This is a genomic window from Leucobacter salsicius M1-8 (genome assembly GCF_000350525.1).
GTDB classification, from domain to species: domain Bacteria; phylum Actinomycetota; class Actinomycetes; order Actinomycetales; family Microbacteriaceae; genus Leucobacter; species Leucobacter salsicius.
On record NZ_AOCN01000007.1, the window covers coordinates 1 to 24277 of the forward strand.

The 24277-nt window shown below is 63.2% G+C and carries 20 protein-coding genes, 1 tRNA gene and 1 pseudogene; 3 read left to right on the top strand and 19 right to left on the bottom strand.

Annotated features, from left to right (window positions below; all coding sequences use genetic code 11):
* Positions 1-909, bottom strand: a pseudogene (locus C795_RS0101220) (IS3 family transposase); the annotation flags it as partial.
* Between the two features lie 97 nt (positions 910-1006).
* Here C795_RS0101220 and C795_RS14770 point away from each other — a divergent pair.
* Positions 1007-1261: a tyrosine-type recombinase/integrase gene (locus tag C795_RS14770; protein WP_051053717.1), complete on the top strand. Its 255-nt coding sequence runs from the start codon at positions 1007-1009 to the stop codon at positions 1259-1261.
* 99 nt (positions 1262-1360) lie between these two features.
* Here C795_RS14770 and C795_RS0101235 read toward each other — a convergent pair.
* The 3 genes from C795_RS0101235 to typA all read right to left on the bottom strand — a co-directional run bounded on the left by C795_RS0101235 (position 1361) and on the right by typA (position 4163).
* Positions 1361-1434: transfer RNA gene (locus C795_RS0101235), tRNA-Pro, on the bottom strand.
* Positions 1435-1512: 78 nt separating this feature from the next.
* On the bottom strand, positions 1513-2157 hold the full coding sequence (locus C795_RS0101240) for a maltokinase N-terminal cap-like domain-containing protein (RefSeq protein ID WP_017791941.1): 645 nt from the start codon (positions 2155-2157) through the stop codon (positions 1513-1515).
* A gap of 101 nt (positions 2158-2258) precedes the next feature.
* Positions 2259-4163, bottom strand: coding sequence for a translational GTPase TypA (gene typA, locus C795_RS0101245; protein WP_017791942.1), 1905 nt, complete (start codon positions 4161-4163; stop codon positions 2259-2261).
* Between the two features lie 161 nt (positions 4164-4324).
* Between typA and C795_RS0101250 the strand changes: the two genes are divergently transcribed.
* Positions 4325-5533 carry a multidrug effflux MFS transporter gene (locus tag C795_RS0101250; RefSeq protein WP_033348803.1) on the top strand — a complete coding sequence of 403 codons (1209 nt, stop codon included), beginning with the start codon at positions 4325-4327 and terminating at the stop codon, positions 5531-5533.
* Between the two features lie 24 nt (positions 5534-5557).
* Here C795_RS0101250 and C795_RS0101255 read toward each other — a convergent pair whose 3' ends face one another.
* The 9 genes from C795_RS0101255 to C795_RS0101295 form a co-directional block, all read right to left on the bottom strand.
* Positions 5558-6730, bottom strand: coding sequence for a thiolase family protein (locus tag C795_RS0101255; RefSeq protein WP_026139350.1), 1173 nt, complete (start codon positions 6728-6730; stop codon positions 5558-5560).
* A gap of 5 nt (positions 6731-6735) precedes the next feature.
* Positions 6736-8430, bottom strand: a complete 1695-nt coding sequence (locus C795_RS0101260; RefSeq protein WP_017791945.1) for a dipeptide ABC transporter ATP-binding protein — start codon at positions 8428-8430, stop codon at positions 6736-6738.
* Positions 8427-9413, bottom strand: a complete 987-nt coding sequence (locus tag C795_RS0101265; protein ID WP_017791946.1) for an ABC transporter permease — start codon at positions 9411-9413, stop codon at positions 8427-8429. The genes C795_RS0101260 and C795_RS0101265 overlap by 4 nt, the downstream gene beginning before the upstream one ends.
* Before the next feature lie 2 nt (positions 9414-9415).
* Positions 9416-10489, bottom strand: coding sequence for an ABC transporter permease (locus tag C795_RS0101270; protein WP_017791947.1), 1074 nt, complete (start codon positions 10487-10489; stop codon positions 9416-9418).
* A 69-nt stretch (positions 10490-10558) separates the two neighbouring features.
* A complete protein-coding gene (locus tag C795_RS0101275; protein WP_017791948.1) occupies positions 10559-12172 on the bottom strand; it encodes an ABC transporter substrate-binding protein in 1614 nt (537 codons plus the stop codon).
* 237 nt (positions 12173-12409) lie between these two features.
* Positions 12410-14125, bottom strand: coding sequence for a dipeptide ABC transporter ATP-binding protein (locus C795_RS0101280; RefSeq protein ID WP_017791949.1), 1716 nt, complete (start codon positions 14123-14125; stop codon positions 12410-12412).
* The gene (locus C795_RS0101285) at positions 14122-15096 is read right to left on the bottom strand and encodes an ABC transporter permease (protein ID WP_017791950.1); all 975 of its coding nucleotides are present in this window, start codon (positions 15094-15096) and stop codon (positions 14122-14124) included. Before C795_RS0101285 ends, C795_RS0101280 begins: the two co-directional genes overlap by 4 nt.
* The gene (locus C795_RS0101290; protein ID WP_017791951.1) at positions 15089-16015 is read right to left on the bottom strand and encodes an ABC transporter permease; all 927 of its coding nucleotides are present in this window, start codon (positions 16013-16015) and stop codon (positions 15089-15091) included. The genes C795_RS0101285 and C795_RS0101290 overlap by 8 nt, the downstream gene beginning before the upstream one ends.
* Positions 16016-16197: 182 nt before the next feature.
* Positions 16198-17808 carry a peptide ABC transporter substrate-binding protein gene (locus tag C795_RS0101295; RefSeq protein WP_017791952.1) on the bottom strand — a complete coding sequence of 537 codons (1611 nt, stop codon included), beginning with the start codon at positions 17806-17808 and terminating at the stop codon, positions 16198-16200.
* Positions 17809-18058: 250 nt separating this feature from the next.
* On the opposite strand from C795_RS0101295, the gene C795_RS0101300 reads away from it, so the two are divergent.
* Entirely contained in the window at positions 18059-18862 is an 804-nt protein-coding gene (locus C795_RS0101300; protein ID WP_017791953.1) for a CPBP family intramembrane glutamic endopeptidase, read from the top strand.
* A gap of 27 nt (positions 18863-18889) precedes the next feature.
* On the opposite strand, the gene C795_RS0101305 is transcribed toward C795_RS0101300, so the two are convergent.
* The 6 genes from C795_RS0101305 to C795_RS0101330 form a co-directional block, all read right to left on the bottom strand.
* On the bottom strand, positions 18890-19720 hold the full coding sequence (locus tag C795_RS0101305) for a hypothetical protein (RefSeq protein WP_017791954.1): 831 nt from the start codon (positions 19718-19720) through the stop codon (positions 18890-18892).
* Between the two features lie 121 nt (positions 19721-19841).
* On the bottom strand, positions 19842-20603 hold the full coding sequence (locus C795_RS14775; protein ID WP_033348790.1) for a phosphotransferase: 762 nt from the start codon (positions 20601-20603) through the stop codon (positions 19842-19844).
* 45 nt (positions 20604-20648) lie between these two features.
* On the bottom strand, positions 20649-21380 hold the full coding sequence (locus tag C795_RS0101315; RefSeq protein ID WP_051053719.1) for a GTP pyrophosphokinase: 732 nt from the start codon (positions 21378-21380) through the stop codon (positions 20649-20651).
* A gap of 72 nt (positions 21381-21452) precedes the next feature.
* A complete protein-coding gene (locus C795_RS0101320; protein ID WP_017791957.1) occupies positions 21453-22268 on the bottom strand; it encodes an alpha/beta fold hydrolase in 816 nt (271 codons plus the stop codon).
* Positions 22265-22507, bottom strand: a complete 243-nt coding sequence (locus C795_RS16235; protein WP_269569927.1) for a DUF4287 domain-containing protein — start codon at positions 22505-22507, stop codon at positions 22265-22267. Before C795_RS16235 ends, C795_RS0101320 begins: the two co-directional genes overlap by 4 nt.
* A gap of 94 nt (positions 22508-22601) precedes the next feature.
* Positions 22602-24260: an ABC-F family ATP-binding cassette domain-containing protein gene (locus tag C795_RS0101330; protein WP_017791958.1), complete on the bottom strand. Its 1659-nt coding sequence runs from the start codon at positions 24258-24260 to the stop codon at positions 22602-22604.
* Positions 24261-24277: the final 17 nt, after the last annotated feature.

Sequence of the window (24277 nt, forward strand, 5' to 3'; positions counted from 1 at the left end):
CAGAACGGATCTTCTGGGTGAACGCCCACGAGGTGAACTGGACTCCATGATCAGCGTGGACGATGCCCCCTGCGGCAGGTTTTCGCGCGCGAAGCGCCATGTCGAGGGCATTCACCACAAGGGTTGAGTCTTGTTTGGAATCGATCGCCCATCCCACGATCTTCCGGCTACACGCGTCAAGCACCGCCGCGCAGAAAACCTTTCCTTCCCGCGTCGGATGCTCCGTGATATCCGTCACCCAGAGCTCGTCCGGCGACAGCCGGTGGAACTTGCGATGCACGAGATCATCAGCAGTAGCCACGCCTTTCAGCCGTTTCACCCGAGTCGGGCCCGGAAGCCCGCACATCGCGCTCTTTGTCATCAGTACTGAGATCAGCCGACTCGAACACGGTATCTCCATCCCGATGGTGAGCTCAGCGTGGATACGCCGGTAGCCATAGGTACCACGCGAAGCCGTGTGAATTTCACGAATCAGACCTGTGAGCCACTGCCTCCGCAATTGCGTGGCGCTCGTGGGACGCTTCCGGTATCTGTAATAGCCCTGCCGAGAGACCCCCATAAGTCGGCAGCAGGTCTCTACGGGTGCCCCGGCATCGACGAGACGGTCGATCACCGGGTGCGCCCTTTTGGGTCAACGCGCTCCTCCTCGGCGAGCCATTTCGACGCCAGTTTCACGATCTTAAGCTCTTGCTCGAGCTGCCTGATCCGGCCTCGTGCTGCTCGCAGCTGCGCGTCTTCGCTGGTAGATCTACCGGGCCTGCGACCATTATCGATATCGTCTTGACGGAGCCAGGAATGAAGAGTGACCTCGTGGATGCCGAGATCCGCAGCGGTTTGCTTGGCCTGTCGGCCCTCGCGGACGAGCGCGATCGCACGTTCACGGAACTCTGGTGGGTAGGGGCGTGGCATGTTGTGAGCCTTTCATGAAGGCCATCGGCTAGCTACCCCGAGTGGAAACCAAACTGTAGGTCAGGTCAGCAACTGGTACAACCGCGTCTGGGTGAAGATGCGTAGCAAGACCGGGCTAGCTACCGGCTACTCCGTGCACGACCTCCGGCACGTCGCCGCGACGTTCGCGATCAGCGCCGGTGCCGACGTGAAGCTCGTGCAGCGCATGCTCGGCCACAAAGATGCGACCGAGACGCTGAACACTTACGCTGCGCTCTGGCCTGACAAGGTGCAGGAAGTTGCGGAGATCGTCGAACGTCGCCCCGCAGTGGCTTTGAACGAGCAACAAGACGGGTCGGGCGCAGCGGCGTAAAAACAGGGGGCGTGCGTCGCCATCTGTACCCAATCTGTACCCAACGCCCTAAAACGAAAATCGGCCTGATCAGAATTAGCTTCTGATCAGGCCTTTTCGTCGGGATGACAGGATTTGAACCTGCGACCCCGTCGTCCCGAACGACGTACGCTACCAAACTGCGCCACATCCCGATCGCGCTTTCACGCAAGCTCTACTTTAGCGAAGTCACCCACCAAAACCGAAATCGACACTTCGCAAAGCGTGTCTCGCTATGCGCTTAGAGTCGCGAGCAGGGCCCCTACGCGGTCTCCACCCCACGCGCCGCGGAGGCTCCACGCCCGGTCAGCCTCAGCAGAACCATCAAGCGTGGGCACGATGATGCGATGTACCTCGAGGGATGCGAACTCGGTGTGGGCCACGCTCGTGGTGCCACGCAGTTCGACCTGCGCCGCCCACAGCTCGGGGACGGCCAGGCCGGGCGATCCGGTGCCCGCCACCCGCATACTCGGTTCGTACTCCAGTTCAGTTCCCTCGTCATTGACCAGGTACTCTCGGCTTCCCGTGCCGCCCTGCACCATCACGGAGGCGAGCACCGCCCGAAAGACCGGGTCTCCGATTGCGTCGCTCGCCCAGCGCGTGCCGAGCACCCCGTGTTCCATCGTGCCGACCAGAAACTCCTCGCCTTGTTCGAGCGGTGCCCCGCGATAGCTGAGCGGAACGTGATAGATCACCTCATCGCCAGCGGTGAAGAGGTGTCCCTCGAACCCGACCTCACCCTCGGGGTCGTCGAACCGGTACGCCCCCACGGGCTCCAGCTGCGACGCATCACCGCTGAACCAGCCCTGGCCAGACAGCCAGGCAGCCAGCAGATCGTACTTGTCCGGCGACAGCGTGGTATCAAAAATGATCGACATGACCCGATCCTACGCAGGCACCCTGAAACGCGAAACCCCCACCGGCCAAAGCCGAGCGGGGGTCGCGATGCTACACACTGCGTAGCGAAAAGGGGTGAACCTTACTTAGCGTTCTTGATGCGCGAGGTGGCGCGTGCACGCGAGTTTGCGTCGAGCTCTACCTTACGAATACGCACGACCTCGGGGGTGACCTCAACGCACTCGTCCTCGCGAGCGAACTCGAGGCACTCCTCAAGCGTGAGCTTGCGGGGCGGCGTCATCGACTCGAAGTTGTCGGCGTTTGCCGAGCGCATGTTCGTGAGCTTCTTTTCCTTGGTGATGTTCACATCCATGTCCTCGGAACGCGAGTTCTCACCGATGACCATGCCCTCGTACACCTCCTCGGTGGGCTGCACGAAGAACGACATGCGCTCCTGCAGGTTGATGATCGAGAACGGCGTGGCAACGCCCGAACGGTCGGCCACGATCGAGCCGTTGTTGCGGGTGTTGATGACGCCGGCCCACTCGCCGTAGCCCTGAGCGATCGCGTTAGCGATGCCGGTGCCGCGGGTTTCGGTCATGAACTCCGAGCGGAAGCCGATGAGACCACGCGACGGAATGGTGAACTCCATGCGTACCCAGCCGGTGCCGTTGTTCACCATGTTCTCCATGCGTCCCTTACGGGCAGCGAGGAGCTGGGTGATCGCACCGAGGTGCTCTTCGGGGGTATCGATGGTGAGGTGCTCGAACGGCTCCTGCTTCTTGCCGTCGACCATCTTCACCACTACCTGGGGCTTGCCCACGGTGAGCTCGAAGCCTTCGCGGCGCATGTTCTCGACGAGGATCGCGAGAGCAAGTTCGCCTCGGCCCTGCACCTCCCACGCGTCGGGACGACCGGTGTCGACAACCTTGAGCGAGACGTTACCGACCAGCTCGCGGTCCAGGCGCTCCTTGATCATGCGAGCGGTCAGCTTGTGACCCTTCACCTTGCCGACGAGCGGCGAGGTGTTCGCACCGATCGTCATCGAGATGGCGGGATCATCGATGTGGATCATCGGCAGCGGGCGAACATCGTTCGCGTCACAGATGGTCTCACCAATGGTGATGTCTTCGATACCGGCGATGGCAACAATGTCACCGGGGCCAGCCTTCTCGGCGGGGTAGCGCGTGAGTGCCTTCGTGAGCATGAGCTCCGAGATACGCACGTTGGCCACGGTGCCGTCTGCCTTGACCCAGGCAACGGTCTCGCCCTTCTTGATCCAGCCGTTGTGAATACGCAGCAGCGCGATACGACCCAGGAAGGGTGACGAGTCCAGGTTGGTGACGTGAGCCTGCAGCGGCGCCTCGTCGTCGAACGTGGGTGCGGGCACGCGCTCCAGAATGGTCTGGAACAGCGGCTCGAGCGTCAGGTTGTCGGGCAGCTCGCCGTCGGCGGGACGGTTGTGCGATGCAGCACCGTCACGACCCGAGAGGTACACGACGGGCACGTTGAGCACGGCGTCGACGTCGAGGTCGGGCACCTCTTCGGACAGGTCCGAAGCGAGACCCAGCAGCAGGTCCTGTGCATCGCTCTCGACGGCTTCGATGCGCGCATCGGGGCGGTCGGTCTTGTTGACCGCGAGGATCACGGGGTGCTTGGCTTCAAGAGCCTTACGCAGCACGAAACGGGTCTGGGGCATGGGGCCCTCAGACGAATCAACGAGCAGTACGACGCCGTCAACCATCGACAGCGCACGCTCGACCTCGCCACCGAAGTCAGCGTGACCCGGGGTATCGATCACGTTGATGGTGATCGGGCCGTTCTTGGCGTGCTCACCCTCGTAGCTGATGGCGGTGTTCTTGGCGAGAATGGTGATTCCCTTTTCGCGCTCAAGATCGTTCGAGTCCATGACGCGATCGCCAACTTCTTCGTGCGCGTCGAACGAGTTGGTCTGAGTCAGCATCGCGTTGACGAGCGTGGTCTTGCCATGATCAACGTGTGCGACAATAGCGACATTGCGGAGGTCTTCGCGAGTGGCGAGAGCCATAGAGGTAGTGTCCTAACGAGACGAACGGAACGTCGACACGGCGGGATGCCATGTGCGTCGCGGGAACCACACCAAAGTGGCTCGCGCAGGCACGAGTAGATGCCGACGAGCAATTCTAACGGATGTCGGGCGTGCCCGGCTGGAAGCGAGCACAGAACCGCATGAAATCAGCCTCTCGAGGTCTGACCACTGGCCTCCTGACGGTACTCGGATTCCTTTCCGCTGTTGGCCCGTTCGCTACCGATCTGTATCTGCCCGCGTTCACCGATATCGCGCGCGACCTGGGAGCCAGCCCCACGGGGGTGCAATTCACCCTCACCGCCTTCATGCTGGGCCTCGGCATCGGCCAGCTCTATCTGGGCCCGCTCTCGGACCGAATGGGCCGTCGCGGCGTGTTGCTCGTGGCACTTGGCGCGTTTACCGCCGCGAGCTGCACGATGGTGTTCTCACCGACGGTCGAAGTTTTCACGGTGCTGCGCCTTATTCAGGGGGTCGCGGGCGCCTCGGGAATCGTGCTGTCGCGAGCGATCATTGCCGACCTCGCGAAGGGCGCCAACGCGATTCGCGCCTTCAGCCTGCTCGCGATGATTGTCGCGATGGCGCCGCTTGTGGCTCCCCTCAGCGGCGGTCTCCTTGCCGAACACTTTGGCTGGCGCGGGGTGCTCGCGACGCTTGCGGGCCTATCGGTGGCCATGTTTGTGCTCGCGCTGCTGTTTGTGCCAGAGTCGCTGGCTCCCGAGCACCGGCAGCTCGGCGGCGCGCGGCGCGCCCTGGCGAACTTCGCCAAGCTCGGGCGCGACAGGCTGTTCGTGCTACTCGCGCTCGCGGTTGCCTGCAATTTCGCCGGTCTGATGGCTTACATCGGCGGCGCCCCCTTTGTCGGGCAGGTGATGCTCGGCATGTCGCCGACAGAATTCTCGCTCGCCTTTGCCTCGGGCGCGGTTGCGATGGTGCTCATGAACTTCCTCAATGCGCGCCTCGCTGGCCGAGTGCCAGCAACGCTGATGCTCTTCATCGGCAGCTGCTCGGCCGCCCTCGCCGGCCTCGCATTCGCAACGCTGGCGGTCACCGGCACGCTCACCGTGCCCGCTTACATCGCGAGCGCGTTTCTGTTGAGCGGCGGCGTCGCACTCACGAGTGCGAACGGCACCGCGCTCGCCCTGGGGCGAGCCGACCACGCCCGCGGCTCCGGATCCGCCCTTCTCGGGGCCTTCCAGTTCTTCTGCGGCGCCATCGCGCCCCCCATTGTGGGGGCGTGGGGCGATCAGACCGCGCTTCCGATGGGGCTCTTGATCATCGTCGGCTCCGTCGCCTCGGGTGCCAGCGCGCTCACGGTGGCCATGCTGCTGCGGCGTCGCGCAAACGACTAGGCGTACGAGCTGCGGGCTGGCACGTTAGAGCCGTTCGAAGATCGTAGCGTTCGCCATGCCGCCGCCCTCGCACATGGTCTGAAGCCCGTAGCGGGCCCCCGTGTCGCGCAGGTGGTGCACGAGCGTGGTCGCGAGCCGGGCGCCCGAAGCACCGAGCGGGTGGCCCAGCGCGATTGCGCCGCCACGGGGATTGACCAGTCCAGGGTCAGCCCCGGTTTCGAGGAGCCATGCGCCGACAACGGAGGCGAACGCCTCGTTCACTTCGAAGGCACCGATATCGTCGAGGCTGAGCCCCGCGCGCTGCAGCACGCGCGCGGTCGCCGCGATGGGGCCGGTGAGCATCAGGATCGGGTCCGAGCCAACCGCGGTCGCGGTGTGCACGCGTGCCACCGGGGTGAGACCGAGGGCCTTCGCCCGCTCCCCCGTCATCATGACGAGCGCCGCCGCGCCGTCTGAGATCTGCGAGGCGTTGCCCGCGGTCACCACGCCATGCTCACGAAATGGCGTCCTTAAGCCCGCGAGGGTCTCGACGCTGCTGCCGGGGCGGATCCCCTGATCCGCCACCACCTCACCGTCATTTGTGGGCACCGACACGATCTCGCGGTCGAACCAGCCAGCCGTCGCTGCAGCAGCCGCGCGGTCATGCGAGGTGGCGGCGATCTCGTCGAGCATCATGCGGCTCAATTTCCACCTGTCGGCGATCAACTCGGCGCTTTCACCCTGCGGCACCAGGTGCGGGTACCGTGCGCGTATGGCGGGGCCGTACGGCCCGTCCCCGCCCGTGGTGTTCGAGAACATGGGCGTGCGGCTCATAACCTCGACGCCGCCCGCGATGACAACGTCGGCCTGCCCCGCGATCAGCATGGCCGCGGCGGAGTGAATCGCCTGTTGCGAGGAGCCGCACTGCCGATCGATCGTGGCGGCCGGCACGTGTTCGGGGAGCCCCGCGGCCAGTACGGCGTTGCGGCCGATGTTGGTCGACTGCTCCCCGACCTGCGTGACGCAGCCCCACATTACGTCGTCGATCAGCGCGGGGTCGATGCCCGCGCGCGCGATCGCGGCGTTCAGTGCGATGGCCGAGAGGTCAACGGGGTGCACTCCGGACAGGGCACCCTTGTCCGGTTTGCCCACCCCGACCGGGGTGCGCACTGCCGACACGATGACGGCGCCGCCGCGCCCCGTTGAGCTCTCGACCATGTGAATCACATACCCTTTCGCACCTTTTGCCACAACGCTCGGCGCTCGGCCTGCTCGACTGGATCCGGAACAGGAAGCGCCGTCAGCAGTTCACGAGTGTACGCGTTCGAGGGCGACCCCAAGACCTGGGCGGTTGTGCCCTGCTCCTGGATGCGCCCCTGTTGCAGCACGATAATGCGGTCAGAAACCGCGTCGATGACCGCAAGGTCATGACTAATGAACAGCGACGCGAAGCCGAGTTCGGCCTGCAGCTCGACAAACAGGGCAAGCACGGTCGCCTGCACCGAAACATCGAGCGCACTCGTCGGCTCGTCAGCAATCAGCAACTTCGGATCGAGCGCGAGCGCCCGCGCGAGCGAGGCGCGCTGACGCTGTCCGCCCGAGAGCTCGTGCGGGTATCGATCTCCGAAACTCGTTGGCAGCTGCACTGCATCGAGCAGTTCGTTGACCCGCGTGCGCGCATCCAGCTGCGACGAGGCACGGCCGTGCACAATCAGCGGCTCAGCGATGCACTCGGCAATCGAGAGCAGCGGGTTGAAGCTTGTCGCGGGGTCTTGAAAGACGAAGCCGATATCGGGGCGCAGGGGCGCAAGATCGCGATTCTTCGCACCGCGCATCTCGTGCCCGAGCACCGTAAAGGAGCCTTCGACGACCTTGGTGAGGCCGACGGCCGCACGTCCGATCGTCGTCTTGCCCGATCCGGATTCCCCCACGAGGCCAACGACCTCGCCCGGGGCAACCGAGAAATCAACGCCGTGCACCACCACTGTGGCGCCCTTGCCGAAGCGCCCGGGGTATCCGATCTGCGCGTTCTCAGCGACGATCAGGTGGCCCGTGGTGTCCCGAGCAGTGTTCGCAGGTACCCCCGCGAGGTCGCGGGCTTGGGTGCGCGATTTGCCACGTCCCACGTGCGGCACAGCCGCGAGCAGGTCCCGGGTGTACTGCTGGCTGGGATGCGCAAACAGCTCGCGCACGGGCGCCTGCTCAACGATGCCGCCGCGATACATCACCACGACGCGATCTGCGAGGTCGGCCACCACCCCCATGTTGTGAGTAATGAGCACGATCGTCGCACCGAACTCGTCACGACATACGCGCAGCAAATCGAGGATCTCGGCCTGCACAGTGACGTCGAGCGCGGTGGTCGGTTCGTCGGCAATGATGAGGCCCGCGTCCATCACGAGCGCCATGGCGATCACGATGCGCTGCTTCTGCCCGCCAGAGAACTGATGCGGGAAGTCGTCGATGCGGGTCTCGGGATCGGGAATGCCCACCTTGCGCATCATGTCGATCGCCTGTGCGCGGGCCTGCTTCTTGTCGATCTTGCCGTGGGCTCGCAGCCCCTCAATGATCTGCCAACCGACGGTGTACACCGGGTTGAGCGCAGTCGAGGGCTCCTGGAACACCATTGCGGCGTCGCGGCCACGCATCGCGCGCAGCTTTGGGCCGCTCGCATGCACCACATCGGTCTCGTCGCCCGTACGCGAACGAATGACGATCGCCCCCGACATCGTGGCGGTTTCGGGGAGCAGCCCCAGCAGCGCATTCGCCGTGACCGACTTACCCGATCCGGATTCGCCGACGATCGCGAGCACCTCGCCCGCGGCCACCTCGATCGAGATGCCCTTCACGGCCTCGACCGGGGCAGCATCCGTCGCGAAGGTGACGCGCAGATCTGAAATATTGGCGACGTGAGTCATTTCTTCACCTTCAATCGCTTGCGCGTGCGCAGACGCGGGTCAGATAGGTCGTTGAGGCTCTCGCCGACGAGGGTGACGCCGAGCACGACGAGCACGATCGCGAGGCCCGGGAACACGCTGGTCCACCAGATCCCGCTGGTCACGTCTGCCACCGCGCGGTTGAGGTCGTACCCCCATTCGGCAGCAGCCGTCGCCTCGATACCGAAGCCCAGAAAGCCCAGGCCAGCGAGGGTGAGCAGCGCCTCAGAGGCGTTGAGCGTGACGATAACTGGCAGCGAGCGCGTCGAGTTGCGCAGCACGTGCTTGACCAGGATGCGCGGGGTCGGCACGCCGATGACGCGGGCCGCCTCCACGAACGGTTCAGCACGCACGCGCACAACTTCAGAACGAATCACGCGGAAGTACTGCGGTACGAACACGACCGTGATCGACAGTGACGTCGCGAGAATGCCACCCATGAGGGTTGACTGGCCCTTGCTGATCACAATCGACATCACGATCGCGAGCAGCAACGACGGGAACGCGTAGATCGCGTCGCACAGCACAACCAGAACGCGGTCAAGCAGCCCACCGAAGTAGCCCGAGATGAGCCCCAGCGCGATGCCGAGGAAGATCGAGAAAGCGATGGCGGCGACGATCACAAACAGCGCCGTTTGCGCGCCCCAAATGACGCGAGATAACACGTCGAAGCCCGAGACGGTCGTGCCGAGCAGGTTGACGGAGTTCGGCGGCTGCTGTGCGCCAAAGCTCACTCCGTCGACGGCCTGTTGTGCCCAGCTGTATGGCGCAATCCACGGCGCCAGGATGGCGAGAAGCACGAATCCGATCGTGATCACGAGGCCCGTGATCAACATGCCCCGCTGCAGCCCCACGCTCTGGCGCAGGTGAGAAATCACCGGCACGGTGTCGCGCCAGTCCTTCTTTCGCGGCACCGAAAGCGCGAGGGTCTGGGTCGAAGGAGTCGGTAGATCTTGATGACTCATGATCAGTACCTCACTCTCGGGTCGATCGCGGCAGCGACAAGGTCAACAATGAAGTTTGTGACCGCGACAACCACGGCGATCATCACGACGATGCCCTGCACCGCCACGAAGTCACGCGCCTTCAGGTACTCGGCCAGCATGAAGCCGAGCCCCTTCCATTCAAAGGTGGTCTCGGTCAGCACCGCGCCCGCCAATAGCAGCGCGATCTGCATTCCCATGACCGTGATGATCGGGATCAGCGCGGGCCGGAATGCGTGCTTCGTGATGAGTCGATACTCGCTCACTCCACGTGACCGGCCGCTTGTCACGAACTGCTGGCCGAGTGTGCCGATCACATTCGTACGAATCAATCGCAGGAAGACGCCCGCGGTGAGCAGCCCCAGCGCGACCGCGGGGAGAATGGCATGCCACAACACGTCGGTTATGGCGGCACTATCGCCCAGTCGGATCGCGTCGAGCAAGTAGATGCCTGTGGGGGTATCAAGCCCGCTCATGGTGAGTTCGGTTTGAGTACTGCCGCGCCCCGAGACCGGAAGCCAGCCCAGCCACACTGAAAATACGAGTTTCAACAGCAGCCCGACAAAGAAGATGGGGGTGGCATAGGCGAGAATCGCCATGATGCGCAGCACCGCGTCCTGCCACTTGTCGCGGCGGTAGGCAGCGATCAGGCCGAGCGGGATACTGACGACGAATGCAACGATGAGTGCATAGAACGCCAGTTCAAGCGTGGCGGAGCCGTACTGCAGCAGAATTTCGGTGACCGGGCGACGATCAGTAATCGTTGTGCCGAAGTCCCCTCGCAGAATTCCGGCGAGATAGTCGAAGTATTGGACGAAGAGCGGGCGGTCAAACCCGGCCTCGTGAACGCGCTCAGCCAGCTGTTCCGGTGGGAGTCGGCCGCCGAGCGCGGCAGTGATGGGGTCACCCGTGAGCCGCATCAAGAAGAATACGACGGTGACCAGAATGAAGACGGTCGGGATGATGAGCACGAGGCGAATGAGAATGTATCGCCAGAGCCCTCCCCCACTCGCCTTTGGCCGCGCAATCGCGACAGGTGCTGGTGCTTCTGCAACCATGAAGAATAACCTCTATCGATACGACGTCGGGCCGGGGCAGGAGCTGCCCCGGCCCGACGCCAGTTCGTGCTACTTGGTGAGTGGCGCGTAACGGAACTTGAACGAGGCGTCGAGCGTGGTGCCGTCGACGTTTGCACCTACAACGGCAACCTGCTTGCCCTGCAGCAGCGGCAGGGTCGAGATGTCCTCGGACTCGATCTGCTGAATCTGCTCGATGATGCCGGTGCGCTTTGCGGCGTCGGTCTCGGTCTGCTCAGCCGTGATCAGTTCGGTCACCTTGGGGTTGTCGTAGTGGTTTACCAGGAAGTTGTCCTTCGCGAAGAAGGGCGACAGGTAGTTGTCTGCGTCAGAGTAGTCGGGGAACCAGCCCAGCTGGTACGCCGGGTAGACGTCCTCAACGCGGTCCTTGTTGTACTGCACCCACTCGGTCTGCTGCAGGTCAACCTTGAACAGGCCGTCGGTCTCGAGCTGCGTCTTGATCATGGCGTACTCGTCACCCGACGACGGGCCGTAGTGGTCGCCGTTGTACTGCAGCTTCAGGTCGATCGGGGTGGCGACCCCGGCAGCCTTCAGCGTTTCCGCAGCCTTGGCGGCGTCGGGGCCACCGTTGCCATCACCGTAGAGATCCTTGAACGGCGAGATCGCACCGGTCATACCATCGGCCACGGGCGAGAACAGGGGCGAGAAGGTGTCCTTGTAAACGTCCTTCGCAAGTGCCGTGCGGTCGATCAGGTTCGCTGCGGCCTGGCGCACAGCCAGTGCCTTAGCGGGGTCAGCGTCGGCGGTGGTGGAGCCATAGGGCATCGTGTCGAAGTTGAAGACGATGTAGCGAATCTCGCCGCCAGGGCCGTCAACGATCTTGACCTTGTCGTTCTTCGACAGGTCCTCCGTGTCGGTGGCCGACAGGCTACGGAAGGCCACGTCGATATCTCCGTTCCCGATTGCAAGCTTGAGGTTCGACGCATCGGCGTAGTACTTAGCGCTCACGCCAGCGTTCTCGGCGGCTCCGAGGTTGCCGTTGTAGCCGGCGAACGGCTTGTACGAAATCAGCTCGTTGAGCTTGTATGTGTCGATCGTGTACTGGCCAGCAAAGGCTTCGCCTGCAACGATATCGTCGTCGCTCGTGATCGCGTCTGCCGCGAATACGTCCTCATCGATGATGGGGCCTGCGGGGCTCGACAGGATCTGAGGCCAAATCTGGTCGTCACCGTTCTTCAGCTTGAACACGACGGTCAGGTCGTCAGGGGCCTCGACGCTGTCAAGGTTGCCCAGCAGTGAAGCGGGACCGTTGGGGTCATTGATCGCGACCATGCGGTCAAACGAGAACTTGACGTCACTCGAGGTGAGTTCGTTGCCGTTGGCAAACGTGAGCCCTTCCTTGAGCTTCACCGTGTACTCGGTGGGCGAGGTAAACTCGGCCGACTCTGCAATGTCAGGCGTCACGTCTGCGGTGCCGTACTTGCTGTTGAGCAAGAACGGGTAAACCTGGTTCATTACGACGAATGAGCCGTTGTCGTACGATCCCGCCGGGTCAAGCGCGGTGATCTTGTCGGTCGTGCCCACAACCAGATTCGAACCGGCATCGCCGCCCGCGTCCCCGCCACTCGTGCTGCTAGTCGCGCAGCCAGTGAACAACAGTGCACCCGCGGCGATAACCGCGGTCGTCATCAGAGTTTTCTTCATTCTCGACTCTTCCTTCATTGCAAGATGCTTGAGCCAGGAAGCTCACATAAGTACTTCGAAACAACTCGAGCCTACTGATCGCGCAGGGTGGTTCTGGACGATTCGCAGCGCCGTGACATTCTTGTGACAAAGACCTGTGCCACTTCCTCCGAAAATGGGAAGAAATGGCACAGGTCTTTGTGGGGTTTCAGCAATCACTTGAGGGGTCTATGGCGTGTCTGCAGCCCCTCGACCGTGCTAACCGATGCCGAGTTCGATCCGCCCGCCCGGGATCGCTTCGAGGAGCTTGCGCGTGTATTCTTCGCTGGGCCGCTCGAACACATCCTCGGTACTCGCCTGCTCCACAATGCGCCCTTGCTGCATCACACACACTCGATCTGCGATGAGTCGAACAACCGCGAGATCATGTGTAATAAACAAGTAGGTGAGCCCAAGCTCGCGCTGCAGCTCGGCGAGCAGATCGAGGATCTGTGCCTGAACAAGCACGTCGAGGGCCGATACTGCCTCGTCGAGGACCAGCACATCAGGTTTCAGGGCCAGTCCGCGCGCAACAGCCACGCGCTGCCGCTGACCGCCTGAGAGCTCATTGGGGTAGCGTGTTGCAAGCTCTCGTGGCAGCGCGACTTGATCGAGCAGCTCAAGCATCCTTGCACGCCGGCTTGCCGCGTCTCCCACGCCGTGGATCTTGAGCGGCTCCATGATCGTGTTGCCAATGTTGTGCAAGGGATCGAGCGATCCATACGGATCTTGGAACACCGGCTGCAGAGTGCGACGCAGGTCAAAGAGCCTGCGGCCCGAGAACGTCCCAATGTCTTCTCCCGCGATCCGGATCGTACCCGCGCTCGGCTTTTCAAGCTGCAGAATCATCTTCGCGATCGTAGACTTGCCCGAACCGGATTCGCCCACGAGCGCAAGCGTCTCGCCCCGGTTCACGGTAAACGTTGCGTCCTGAACAGCGTGGAAGTCCTCCGTGCCAAAGTTGCCCTTGCGCAGCTTGTAGGTCTTGCCCAGCCCTTCCACCTCGATCATGGGTTCGCCGTGTGCAACCTGCTTGCCGGGCTCCTGCGCCAACGCTGCAATATCGAATGTGGACGTCGGTGCTGTCGGCATGCTGGCGTCGTCGCCGATACGGCGAGATGCCAGGCTGGGCGCCGCCGAGACCAGTCGCTTGGTGTACGGGTGCTGCGGCCGCTCGAGAATCTCGCGGCTGGGCCCCGACTCCACAATGTTGCCCTGGTACATCACGATGAGCTTCTCGGCTCGCTCTGCGGCAAGCCCCAAGTCGTGGGTAATGAACACAACCGCGGTGCCAAGCTTGTTCGTGAGTTCTTCCAAGTGATCGAGCACGACGCGTTGTACGGTGACGTCAAGCGCGCTCGTTGGCTCGTCGGCAATGAGCAATTGCGGTTCGGCCGCCAGCCCAATGCCGATCAACGCGCGCTGCTTCATTCCCCCAGAAAACTGGTGCGGGTACTGCTTCATGCGCTGCTCAGCGTTTTGTAGCCCGGCCTGCTCGAGCACCTCGACTGCGCGCTCGCGCACGGCTTTGCGTCCCTTGGCGACGCCGTTGGCTCGCACGGCCTCCTCGACCTGAAACCCGACCGACCATACGGGGTTAAGGTTCGACATCGGGTCCTGCGGGACGAACCCGATCTCCCGGCCTCGAATCGACTCCATCTTGCGCCGTCCGATGCCAACCAGTTCCTGGCCGTTCCACTGCACGGAGCCCTCGGTCGTGCGCCCCGTGCCGGGGAGTAGGTTAATGACCGCGTGCATGGTCGTTGATTTGCCCGATCCGGACTCACCCACGATCGCGACGGTCTCGCCCGGATACACGTCGAAAGAGATTCCGTGCAGAACTTCTTTGGGCTCTTTCTTTGAGCCGAATGCGACGTGCAGGTCACGCACACTCAAAATAGGCTGCATAAATTCACCGTTCTCTGTCGTGCTCATCGACGTGCCCTCGCCTTCGGATCTAGAGCGTCGCGTACAACCTCGCCGAGCAGGATGAATCCCAGCACGGTGACCGTTAGCGCGAGCGACGGGTAAATTAGTGGCATGGGATCTGTGCGCAGCGACAGCTGCGCGGCACTGATGTCGTTACCCCAACTGATGAAGCTGCCCGGGGGCAATCCGACGCCCAGGAACGAGAGCGTGGCCTCTGCCACGATCGCAGATGACAGCGACAGCGTCGTTACCACGATGGCTGGCGCCAGCGCGTTTGGCAGCACGTGGCGTACGAGCGTCGATACCCGTGATAGACCCAGCGACTCGGCCGCCATCACGAAGTCGGCGTTTCTCACTCGCAATATCTCACTGCGCACAATGCGCGCGGTGATCGGCCACGAGAACCCACCGATCGCGAACGCGATCACGAGCGGATTGCGGTAGTCGCTCATCACGCTCATTACGACAACGGCAGCGAGAATGTAGGGAATGGAGAAGAAGATGTCGCCCACGCGCGACAGCACCGTGTCGACCATACCGCCGAAGAAACCCGAAATGGCTCCCACTACTGTGCCGAACACAAACGTGATCGCGACCACGATGAGCCCGACGGTAACCGAGGTTGGTGCACCATAGATGATGCGTGAGTACACGTCGCAGCCCTGCTTGTTAAAGCCCAGCGGGTGATCAGCGCTTGACGCGCCGTTCGAGTTTGTGAGTGCGCATGCGCGCGGGTCGATTTGGGTGAAGAGCGTTGGGAACAGTGAAACAAGCGCCACGAGCAAAATGATGATCGCGGAGACCCAGAACATGGGCCGTACACGCATATCGCGCCATGCGTCGAGCCACAGGTTCGACTTCTTCGCCTTGATCTGTACCGCGTCGACGGCTTTGACCGGTGTCTCATCGATCGGAGCAACAATGTGCGGAATCGGCGGGCGCTTGGCGCCCTGAACGGGGTACTTTGACTCAGACATAGCGGATCCTCGGATCAAGAAGGGCATACAGCATGTCAACCACCAGGTTGACTGCGAGGTAGATGAGCACCATCACCGTAACGAACGACACCACAGTGGAGTTCTCACCCTTCAGGATGGCTTGAAAGAGCACGTTACCCACGCCGGGTACGTTAAAGATGCCCTCGGTGACTGTCGCACCGACCATAAGCGTGCCGAAGTTCGTGGCCGTGTTCGTAATCGTGGGTATCAACGAGTTACGCAGCACGTGCACGGGTACCACACGCCCCCGGCTCAAGCCCTTGGCATAAGCGGTGCGCACAAAGTCCTGATTCAACGTGTCGATCACCGAGCTGCGGGTGAGACGCATGCTCGTCGCATACAAGCTGACACCCAGCACGATGGCCGGCAAGAGCAGATCTTGAATCGGCGCGCCGGCCCCGACGGTCGGGCTAAACCACCCGAGTTTTAGGCCGAGACCATACTGTGCAATAAACGCGACTACGAAGATCGGCACGCTCATGAACAGCAGACCGATGATCAGGTTGACGTTGTCGAACAGTTTGCCCTTGCGCAGGCCCGAGAAGAGGCCGATCACAATGGCGAGTACCAACTCGATTACGATCGCCATTGCCGCGAGTTTGATCGTGACGGGGAACGTACGAGCAAGAATTTCGCTGACCGGCTCCCCCGAGAAGCTCACGCCAAAGTCGCCAACAAAGATGCCCTTCAGATAGAGCAAATACTGGATGAAGAACGGCTGATCAAGATGATACTGCGCGCGCACGCGCTCGAGCACCGCGTCGCTCGGAACCTTGTCACCAAACATGGCGGCGACCGGGTCACCCGGCATGGCAAACACCATGAAATAGATGAGGAAGGTGGTCCCCAGGAGGACTGGGATGACCTGAAGGATGCGGAAGAGGATGTATCTCAGCATTTGCTGTACCTCCACCTATGAATTGCTTGTTGCATTGAAAGCTTCTCTCGCATGAGTTACGCGAATCGCCACCAGCGACGACGGTGTCGCGGGGCAAAAGTTTGTTGGCTCGCCGCTCACATCGATGGCGTGAGGGCGAGGCAAAGGCCCCGAGGCGAGCTCGGGGCCCCTGCGAAGTAACGCTACTTCTTGGTGATCTCGTTGAAGATCGGCACGGAGTTCCAGCCAAAGGCAACGTTGTCGATGCCCTCGCTGAAGCCACCCGTGGTGCCCTGGTACCAGAGCGGGATCGACGGGAGATCGGCGAGCAGGATCTCCTGCGCCTGATCAAGCTTCGCGTTGCGAGCCTCGCGGTCGCTCTCTGCTACTGCCTCATCGAGCAGCTGATCGAACTTGGGGTTCGCGTAGAAGCCGTGGTTCGAGCTTGCACCCGAGTAGTAGAGCGGCTGCATGTAGTTGTACGCACCGGGGTAATCGCCCTGCCAACCCGAGCGGAACGGGCCGCCGACAACATCGTTCTCGCGGTCATCGAGGAACGCGGCGAAGGTCGGGTAGAGCTTGGGAGCCGCAGTGACGCCGAGGTTGTTCTGCCACTGGTTAGCCACCGCCTCGATCCAGACCTGGTGCGGGCCGTCAGAGTTCGTGGCTACCTCGAGGGTGCCTTCGAAGGGGCTCATCGCTTCGGCCTCAGCCCACAGCTTCTTCGCCTCTTCGAGGTTGAAGTCGAGCTTCTCGGAACCTTCGAGGCCCTCGGCGTAGCCGTCAACCACGGGCGAGGTGAAGTCCTCTGCGGGGATGTTGGTGCCTTCGAAAATCACGTCGATGATCTCTTCGCGATCCACGGCCATCGACAGCGCTGCGCGGCGCAGCTTGCCTTCTTCACCCGTGAAGTGATCCAGGTTCTCCGAGATCGTCAGCGTCGTGGTGAGCGCTCCGGCCTGGTTGATCGCGCGTTCACCCAGCTCGTCCTGGAACACCGCAAAAGAGGTGTCAGGAATCTGATCAAGCACATCGAGGTTGTTCGCGAGCAGGTCTGTATATGCCGCGTCAAGCGAGGCATACACCTTAAAGTCGATACCGTCGTTCGCTGCTTCACGGGGGCCTACGTAGGCATCGTTCTTGACGACCTTGATCGACACGTCATGCTTCCACGCGCCTTCGCCATCAAGCTTGTAGAGACCGTTACCGATGGGGTTCTGGCCGTAGGCCTCCATGTCTTCAAATGCGACGGGAGGGAGCGGGTAGAACGCCGAGTAGCCCAGGCGATCCGGGAAGTCGGGTGACGCATCCACGGTAAACGTGTGATCGTCAACGACCTTCAGGCCCTCCATCTCTGCAACCGGGTCAGTCTCGCTGAAACCCTTGATGCTACTGAAGAAGTACTGGTTGCCCATCGCGTTTTCGACGTTGGCGTTGTAGTTCCACGTATCGACGAAGTCCTTCGCCGTCACCGGAGTGCCGTCAGAGAAGACTGCGTCGTCGCGAAGCTTGACCGTCCAGAGTGTTCCGTTGTCAGACTCGATCGACTCGGCAACACCCATCTGGGTGACGCCGTCGGCATCGTAGTACACGAGGCCTTCCCACAGCACGTCAACAACCTTGCCGCCACCGACCTCGGTGGTGTCAGCGGGAATCAGCCCCTTCTGGGGTTCTGTGTTATTCACACTGATAATGCCGGTACCGCTGCTGTCGCCGCCGGCATCTGCGCCGCCGCCTGATGAACAGGCCGTCAGCGTCAGTGCGCTTGCCGCGGCCAGGGCGATGAATCCAAACCCGATCCGTGATCGCTTCACTAGTGTTTCCTCCTTGAACTTATCCCCGGGTCCGTGCCTCTGCTCGTTTCCTTGAGCGATGCCGGTGTCCGGAAAACTTCACTTTACCCGTGTCACCCTATCGACCTCGATGAACGCAAACCTTAAAATCGACCGCCGTAACTGCTTCGTAACTCGATCCTGTCGCTCTCCTCGAGTCCTCTGGGCGTGTCGCGCCAAAAACTGTGGCCTTCCTCCATTGACTGAAGCGCTACAGCGGTACTCTGGTGCCGTGCAACCGATCACAATATCACGTACGCGCCTGCGCTGGGAGCTCGTCATTGTGCTCGCGCTCTCGTTCGGCGCTTCTGGCGTATACGCGATCGTCTCAATCATCGAGCGACTCACCCGCGACCAGCCGCTCTCACAACAGACCGCCACAATCAACCGCCCACTGTCCGAGCAGGCCGTCCTCGATCTCGTCTATCAGCTGCTGAGCTTCACGTTCGGACTCGCCCCGGTCGCGCTGGTAATTTTCCTCGTGTGGCGTGGCACCTCACCGCACCTTGGCGCGCTGGGCCTGGGCACCCCGCTGGGCGGCTACCGCAACCCCAAGCGTCGCTGGTGGCCACGCGAGATCTGGTTGGGTGTCGGGCTCGCCGCACTCATCGGCATCCCGGGAATCGGGTTCTACCTCGTGTCAAAGGGCATCGGCATTAACGCGACCGTGGTGCCCACCGTGCTCGACACTTACTGGTGGACGATCCCCATCCTCGTGTTGCAGGCCCTCAAGGCCGCCTTGGGGGAAGAGCTCATCGTGGTTGCCTACTTCTTCGACCGCATGCGCAAGCTGGGGGTCGGCCCCGTCACCACGGTGATTTCAAGCGCGCTGCTGCGCGGCAGCTACCACCTGTACCAGGGCTTCGGCGGCTTTCTCGGCAACGTGATCATGGGCCTGGTGTTCGGCTGGTTCTACCAGCGCTACGGCCGCGCCCTGCCGCTCATCGTCGCGCACTGGGTACTCGACATCGTCAGCTTTGCGGGATACCCGCTCGCACTGGCCCTCTGGCCGGCACTGTTTGGTGTGGCAAGCTAGCCAGCAGGCCAGAAGACCCGCACCCGCTTACACCGGCTTGATCGTCTCGACCCAGGCCGTGACAAGCCCCCACACGGTGTCGTAGAGTTCGGGGGCCTCAGCACAGCTCTCCGCTGGCTTGCGCACCTGGAACGATCCATCGTCGAGGCGAGTCGCCCCCCAAGCCGTGCGCATCGCAGCACAGCTCTCCGGGAACGAGTCCAACAGTCCTGACGAAAGCTGCAAGTTCACGTTGTCCGGAATCTCAAATCGCGCTGGACCAAACCGCTGCGAGAGCTGCGAGGTCGCATTCCACGGGCCAATCAGCATGACATCGGTGGGACCGACCTCGACCGAGGGCGCCTCGTCCTTGGGCTTCTCCTCGGGCTTCGGTGTCTCAGGGGTCGTCGGGCTCGGCGTATCGGACTCGGGCTCAGGCTGTGGTGTCGTGGGCTCAGTCGTCGTGTTCGTGTTGGCCTCGGGCGCGCTTTCCGTGCCGCGGGCGATGTTTACGACCACAATCGAGACAACAATCGCGATGACCGCGACCGCGCCGACGATGATCCACGGCAGTCGCGAACTCGTCACGTTGCCCCGGCTCGATGCGGGCTGCTGGGCGGTGTGCACGCGCTCGGCCTGCTCGTGCGCCAGACGCTTGCGCGCGGGCACGGGAGCCGTCGCTGCAGTCACTGCGGGAACAAGGTTGGGCTCCTGCCCGCTCTGCCGGCGACGCACGCCGGGGACAGGGGCGTCGGCACGGGGCGTCGGCAGTGGCGCCGTCGGTGTCTCGCTCCCGCGCGCGCTTTCTGCACCGGTGTCGCCGTTGCCGGCGTCATCGGACAGCGGCCCAAACAGTTCCTCGAACGGATCTCTACTCACCCATCCACCCTAACTGTTCGATCTGCCCGCAAACATCTTCAACGGTCAGCAGACAGCCAGAAATCGGTCAATTTCAGCTCTTGATCAGGTGCATTTAGGCCTCGGACCGGCTCAGCCCGCTTCAGCTCCGGGCAAGTTCGCTCCGGATCGCGACCTCGCGGTCGCCAAATTCACGCACGCGTGACAGGTGTCGGTCCATCGCGCCGGAGTCCCGCAGCGCGAGCGTTCCCGGGTCGTTGCGTTCGATCCCGGCACGCCACCGGCCGGCAATCAGGTCCATGCGTGCGTCGACCGCGTCTACGACGTCGAGCGCGCTCACCCCGCCGTATCCCTCCGCCGCGATCTGCAGCCGCCGCACCGAATCCGCAACTGGAGTGGGGCGCAACAGTGGCACCCCTGACCACACGAGAAATGCCAGGTCATCGAGGGGGCGGCCGGGGCCAGCGCGGTCCCAGTCGATCATGCCCGCGAACTCGCCGCCCTGCACCACCCAGTTATACAGCCCGGGGTCGTTGTGGCAGATGATCTCGCCTTCACCGAGGGCCTGCACACCCTGCCGCCAGGCGACAGCTCCCGGGCGAAAGTCGGCGACGGCGTCGTGGAACCTGCGCAGCCACCCCGCAGCGGCGGCGAGCGCCGCATCGCTCGGGGCGGTCGTCTCGGGGTCAAGGGTGTCGCCCGGAAGGTAGTCGAGCACCTCACGGCCTTCGTCGTCGAGGCCGTGCACGCACGGAATTCCATCGAGGCCGCGCGCGTGCAGGTGCGCCAACAGACTGTGCACGGCTGGCGTCCACGGCCCAGTGGGCCGGTGCACGCGGGTTACATCGCCCGTGCGCACTCGCCAAACGCCGCCGGATCCCCCTGCAAGATGTTCGCTTTCCACATACTGACTGTAGAGGATGCGAGGCAGTGCGCGTGGCCGTGCACGCTAGGAGGGGAAGACGCGCGGCCCCCGCGGGACCTCAACCTCGGGTAAACCGTGGACTTCGACGTGCAGGCGCTCCATGTGGGCATCGAGTTCCGCCGCCAGGTCGGCGGCGTCCTTCAGGTCGCTCGTGAGCGAGTCGGGCACCTGGCGCGCGTACTTGTAGTAAATCTTGTGCTCGAGGCTGGCCCAAAAATCCATGGCGATCGTACGAAACTGCACTTCGACGGGCACGTCCACCCGCCCAGTTGAGAGAAACACGGGCACCGAGATGATCGCGTGCAGGCTCTGGTAGCCGTTCGACTTGGGCTCGGCGATGAAGTCTTCCACCTCGAGGACGGTGATGTCGTCTTGCTGGGTGAGCAGGTCGAACAGGCGGTACACGTCACGTCGAAACGCACACGTCACTCGCACGCCAGCGATGTCGTGAATGTTGGCTCGGATGTCTTCAAAGTCAGACCCGATGCCGCGCCGGTCGAGCTTCATCACGAGGCTGTCCACCGACTTCACCCGGCTCGACACGTGCTCGATCGGGTTGTACTCGTGCGTGTGCACGAACTCCTCGCGCAGAATCGACAGCTTCGTCTCGACCTCTTGCATGGCAAACCGGTACTCGAGGAGAAACCGCTGCATGCGGTCACCGAGTGCTTTCAGCGCGCTCGCCGAGATCGTAATCTCGTCTCCGGCTTCGCCATCAAACAAGGGAGCTGGCGCAGTTGCATCCGTAGTGCTCATATCTTGAGCGTAGCCCGCAACGGCGCGAGCTGCCTGGGCAAGATCCGGATCTTGGCTGTGTGTCGGTCACATCTACCGCTCGGATGACAGCAAAAAGGCGCGCAGCACGCCGATGGTTTCGGCGGGCTTTTCAGAGTGCACCCAGTGCCCCGCGCCCTTCATCGTCATGCGCCGGGTCTTGGGAAACAGCGCACGCATAGTCGGTTCATCGGCGTCAGTGACATAGCCAGAAAGCTCTCCCCCAAGCCACAGCACGGGGCCAGTAAAGCTCGCGCCCGCGGTGTCAGGAAACCCCATGACTGTTTCCAGCTCGGCACGCAGCATCGCGAGATTCGGCTCCCACGCGAAAGCGTCGCCGTCTCGCCTGAGATTCTGCAGCAGGAACCCGCGCACGCCATCGTTCGGGATGAGTTCTTTGAGCGCTGCCCCGGCGTCGGCACGCCGCTCAATCACGTTCAGGTCAACGCTTGCGAGCGATCCGAGCAGGTGCTGAAACTCGCCGCGACCGCCGTCGGCCGCGGCTGGAGCGATGTCGATGACGGCGAGCCGGCGCACAAGTTCGGGGTGCCGCAGTGCCAGCAGCATGGCGACTTTTCCGCCCATGGAGTGGCCCACTACGTCGACTGGCCCGGCCGCCGCAAAGTCGTCCCGCAGGTGTGCAGCCACGAGGTCTGCGAGTTCGGGGTATGAGAAATGTTCGGTCCACCCGGATTGGCCGTGATTGGGCAGGTCGATGAGCAGGCTCAGCGCCTCGGGTTCGAGCCCTGCCGCCACGCGTGTGAAGTTCTTGCCGCGCCCAAACAGGCCGTGCAAGAACACGACCCGGTGCGGCGCATCGGCGGGGCCAGTTTCGACGGCGTGGAGGGGGCTGCTCAGTTCGACGGTCACCCCTCCAATGTAGTAGTTTCAGGCGCCATCGTGCTCGGCACGAAACACGTGCACGAGCGCGTTCGCATGCCCGTGGCCCATGCCGAGATCCTTGAGCCCGCGACCTGGGCCATGTGTTTCTCACCCGCGTACGGGCGAAGGATCGCGATCCACTCGTCGATGCTCTTGCCGTACTTCGCCTCGATCGACGGGAAGTACGACTTGGGCCCCGTCACCGGGCCGGTCGCTTCGTCAGCCATCGCACACTCCTTTGTTCGTGCAGCTCGTGTTCGTTTCACGCTAACACGAGCGGAGCACTGCGGGTTGGAGCATGACGGCGCGGAGCCTGGTCGGCTACAGCTCTGAGACTTTGCCCGCCTCGACGTGCCAGCGACGGGTGAGGCTCACCGAGTCGAGCATGCGGCGGTCGTGGGTGACGAGCAGCAGCGCGCCCTCGTAGCCCTCAAGCGCCTGTTCGAGTTGCTCGATCGCTGGCAGGTCGAGGTGGTTCGTGGGCTCGTCCAGCACGAGCACGTTGACCCCGCGCGCCTGCAGCAGCGCGAGGCCCGCCCGCGTGCGCTCCCCCGGCGACAGCTCACCGGCCGCACGATTCACGTGGTCGGCCTTGAGCCCGAACTTGGCGAGCAGCGTGCGCACCTCGCCACTCGAATACTCGGGCACCTCCGCCTCAAAGACGTCCGCGAGCGGGCTCGTCCCTGTGAAGCTGGCGCGAGCCTGGTCGATCTCGCCGATCGCGATGGAGGCTCCCAGGGCCGCGGATCCGGAGCTCAGATCCTGCCGCCCCAGGAGTGCTCGCAGCAGCGTCGATTTGCCGGCACCATTGGGGCCGGTAATGCCGACGCGTTCGCCCGCATTCAGCTGCAGCGAGACAGGGCCGAACGTGAAGTCGCCCTGCTCGATGACGGCCTCATTGAGTGTCGCAACGACGCTGCTCGAGCGCGGGGCCGCCCCGATCGTGAACTCGAGCTTCCACTCCTTGCGGGGCTCCTCGACCTCGTCCAGGCGCTTGATGCGACTCTCCATCTGGCGCACCTTCTGAGCCTGCTTCTCGCTCGACTCTGTCATCGCGCGGCGCTTCATCTTGTCGCTGTCGGGGGCCTTCTTCATCGCGTTGCGCACGCCCTGACTCGACCACTCGCGCTGGGTGCGGGCGCGCGACACCAGGTCGGCCTTGGTCGCCGCGAACTGCTCGTAGTCGTCCCGGCGGTGCTGGCGGGCCACCTCGCGCTCGTGCAGGTAGGCGTCGTAGCCGCCCCCAAACAACGTGCTGCACCCCTGCGCCATATCGAGCTCGAAGACGCTCGTGACGCAGCGCGCCAGAAACTCGCGGTCATGGCTCACGAGCACGACGCCGCCGCGCAGACCACTCACGAACGCCTCGAGCTGCTCGAGACCCGCGAAGTCAAGGTCGTTCGTCGGCTCGTCGAGCAGCACGATGTCAAATCGCGAGAGCTTGAGCGCCGCGAGCCCCACGCGGGCCGCCTGCCCGCCCGAGAGCCCCGTCATCAGCGAGTCCGCGCCAACCTCCGTGAGCCCCAGCTCGTCGAGCGCCGCGGGCACTCGCTCCTCAAGATCGGCGGCCCCACTCGCGAGCCACCGATCGAGGGCCTCGGTGTACACGTCTGCCGGATCCGGATCCCCCGGCTTCTGCGCGCCCGTGTCGCCCAGGGCGATCGCGGCCGCGTCCATGTCCATCGTCGCCTTTGCGCAGCCCGTGCGGCGGGCGATGTATGCGGCAACGGTCTCGCCTTCGACGCGTTCGTGCTCCTGCGGCAGCCAGCCCACGAACGCGTCGGTGGGGGCACGGTGGATCTTGCCGGCCTGCGGCGCGAGGTCGCCGGCCAGAATGCGCAGCAGCGTGGATTTGCCTGCGCCGTTGACACCGACGACCCCGATCACGTCGCCGGAAGCAACGGTGAGGTTGACGTTTTCAAAGAGGGTGCGATGGGCGTAGCCGCCCGAAATCCCCTCGGCCACGAGCGTTGCAGTCATGCCTCAAGCCTAGAGCG

What these genes read in the sequence shown, in the direction of transcription:
- C795_RS14770 (WP_051053717.1), top strand. Translation starts at nt 1,007, where the DNA reads ATGCGTAGCAAGACCGGGCTAGCTACCGGCTACTCCGTGCACGACCTC.
- C795_RS0101240 (WP_017791941.1), bottom strand. Translation starts at nt 2,157, where the DNA reads ATGTCGATCATTTTTGATACCACGCTGTCGCCGGACAAGTACGATCTG.
- typA (WP_017791942.1), bottom strand. Translation starts at nt 4,163, where the DNA reads ATGGCTCTCGCCACTCGCGAAGACCTCCGCAATGTCGCTATTGTCGCA.
- C795_RS0101250 (WP_033348803.1), top strand. Translation starts at nt 4,325, where the DNA reads ATGAAATCAGCCTCTCGAGGTCTGACCACTGGCCTCCTGACGGTACTC.
- C795_RS0101255 (WP_026139350.1), bottom strand. Translation starts at nt 6,730, where the DNA reads ATGGTCGAGAGCTCAACGGGGCGCGGCGGCGCCGTCATCGTGTCGGCA.
- C795_RS0101260 (WP_017791945.1), bottom strand. Translation starts at nt 8,430, where the DNA reads ATGACTCACGTCGCCAATATTTCAGATCTGCGCGTCACCTTCGCGACG.
- C795_RS0101265 (WP_017791946.1), bottom strand. Translation starts at nt 9,413, where the DNA reads ATGAGTCATCAAGATCTACCGACTCCTTCGACCCAGACCCTCGCGCTT.
- C795_RS0101270 (WP_017791947.1), bottom strand. Translation starts at nt 10,489, where the DNA reads ATGGTTGCAGAAGCACCAGCACCTGTCGCGATTGCGCGGCCAAAGGCG.
- C795_RS0101275 (WP_017791948.1), bottom strand. Translation starts at nt 12,172, where the DNA reads ATGAAGAAAACTCTGATGACGACCGCGGTTATCGCCGCGGGTGCACTG.
- C795_RS0101280 (WP_017791949.1), bottom strand. Translation starts at nt 14,125, where the DNA reads ATGAGCACGACAGAGAACGGTGAATTTATGCAGCCTATTTTGAGTGTG.
- C795_RS0101285 (WP_017791950.1), bottom strand. Translation starts at nt 15,096, where the DNA reads ATGTCTGAGTCAAAGTACCCCGTTCAGGGCGCCAAGCGCCCGCCGATT.
- C795_RS0101290 (WP_017791951.1), bottom strand. Translation starts at nt 16,015, where the DNA reads ATGCTGAGATACATCCTCTTCCGCATCCTTCAGGTCATCCCAGTCCTC.
- C795_RS0101315 (WP_051053719.1), bottom strand. Translation starts at nt 21,380, where the DNA reads ATGAGCACTACGGATGCAACTGCGCCAGCTCCCTTGTTTGATGGCGAA.
- C795_RS16235 (WP_269569927.1), bottom strand. Translation starts at nt 22,507, where the DNA reads ATGGCTGACGAAGCGACCGGCCCGGTGACGGGGCCCAAGTCGTACTTC.
- C795_RS0101330 (WP_017791958.1), bottom strand. Translation starts at nt 24,260, where the DNA reads ATGACTGCAACGCTCGTGGCCGAGGGGATTTCGGGCGGCTACGCCCAT.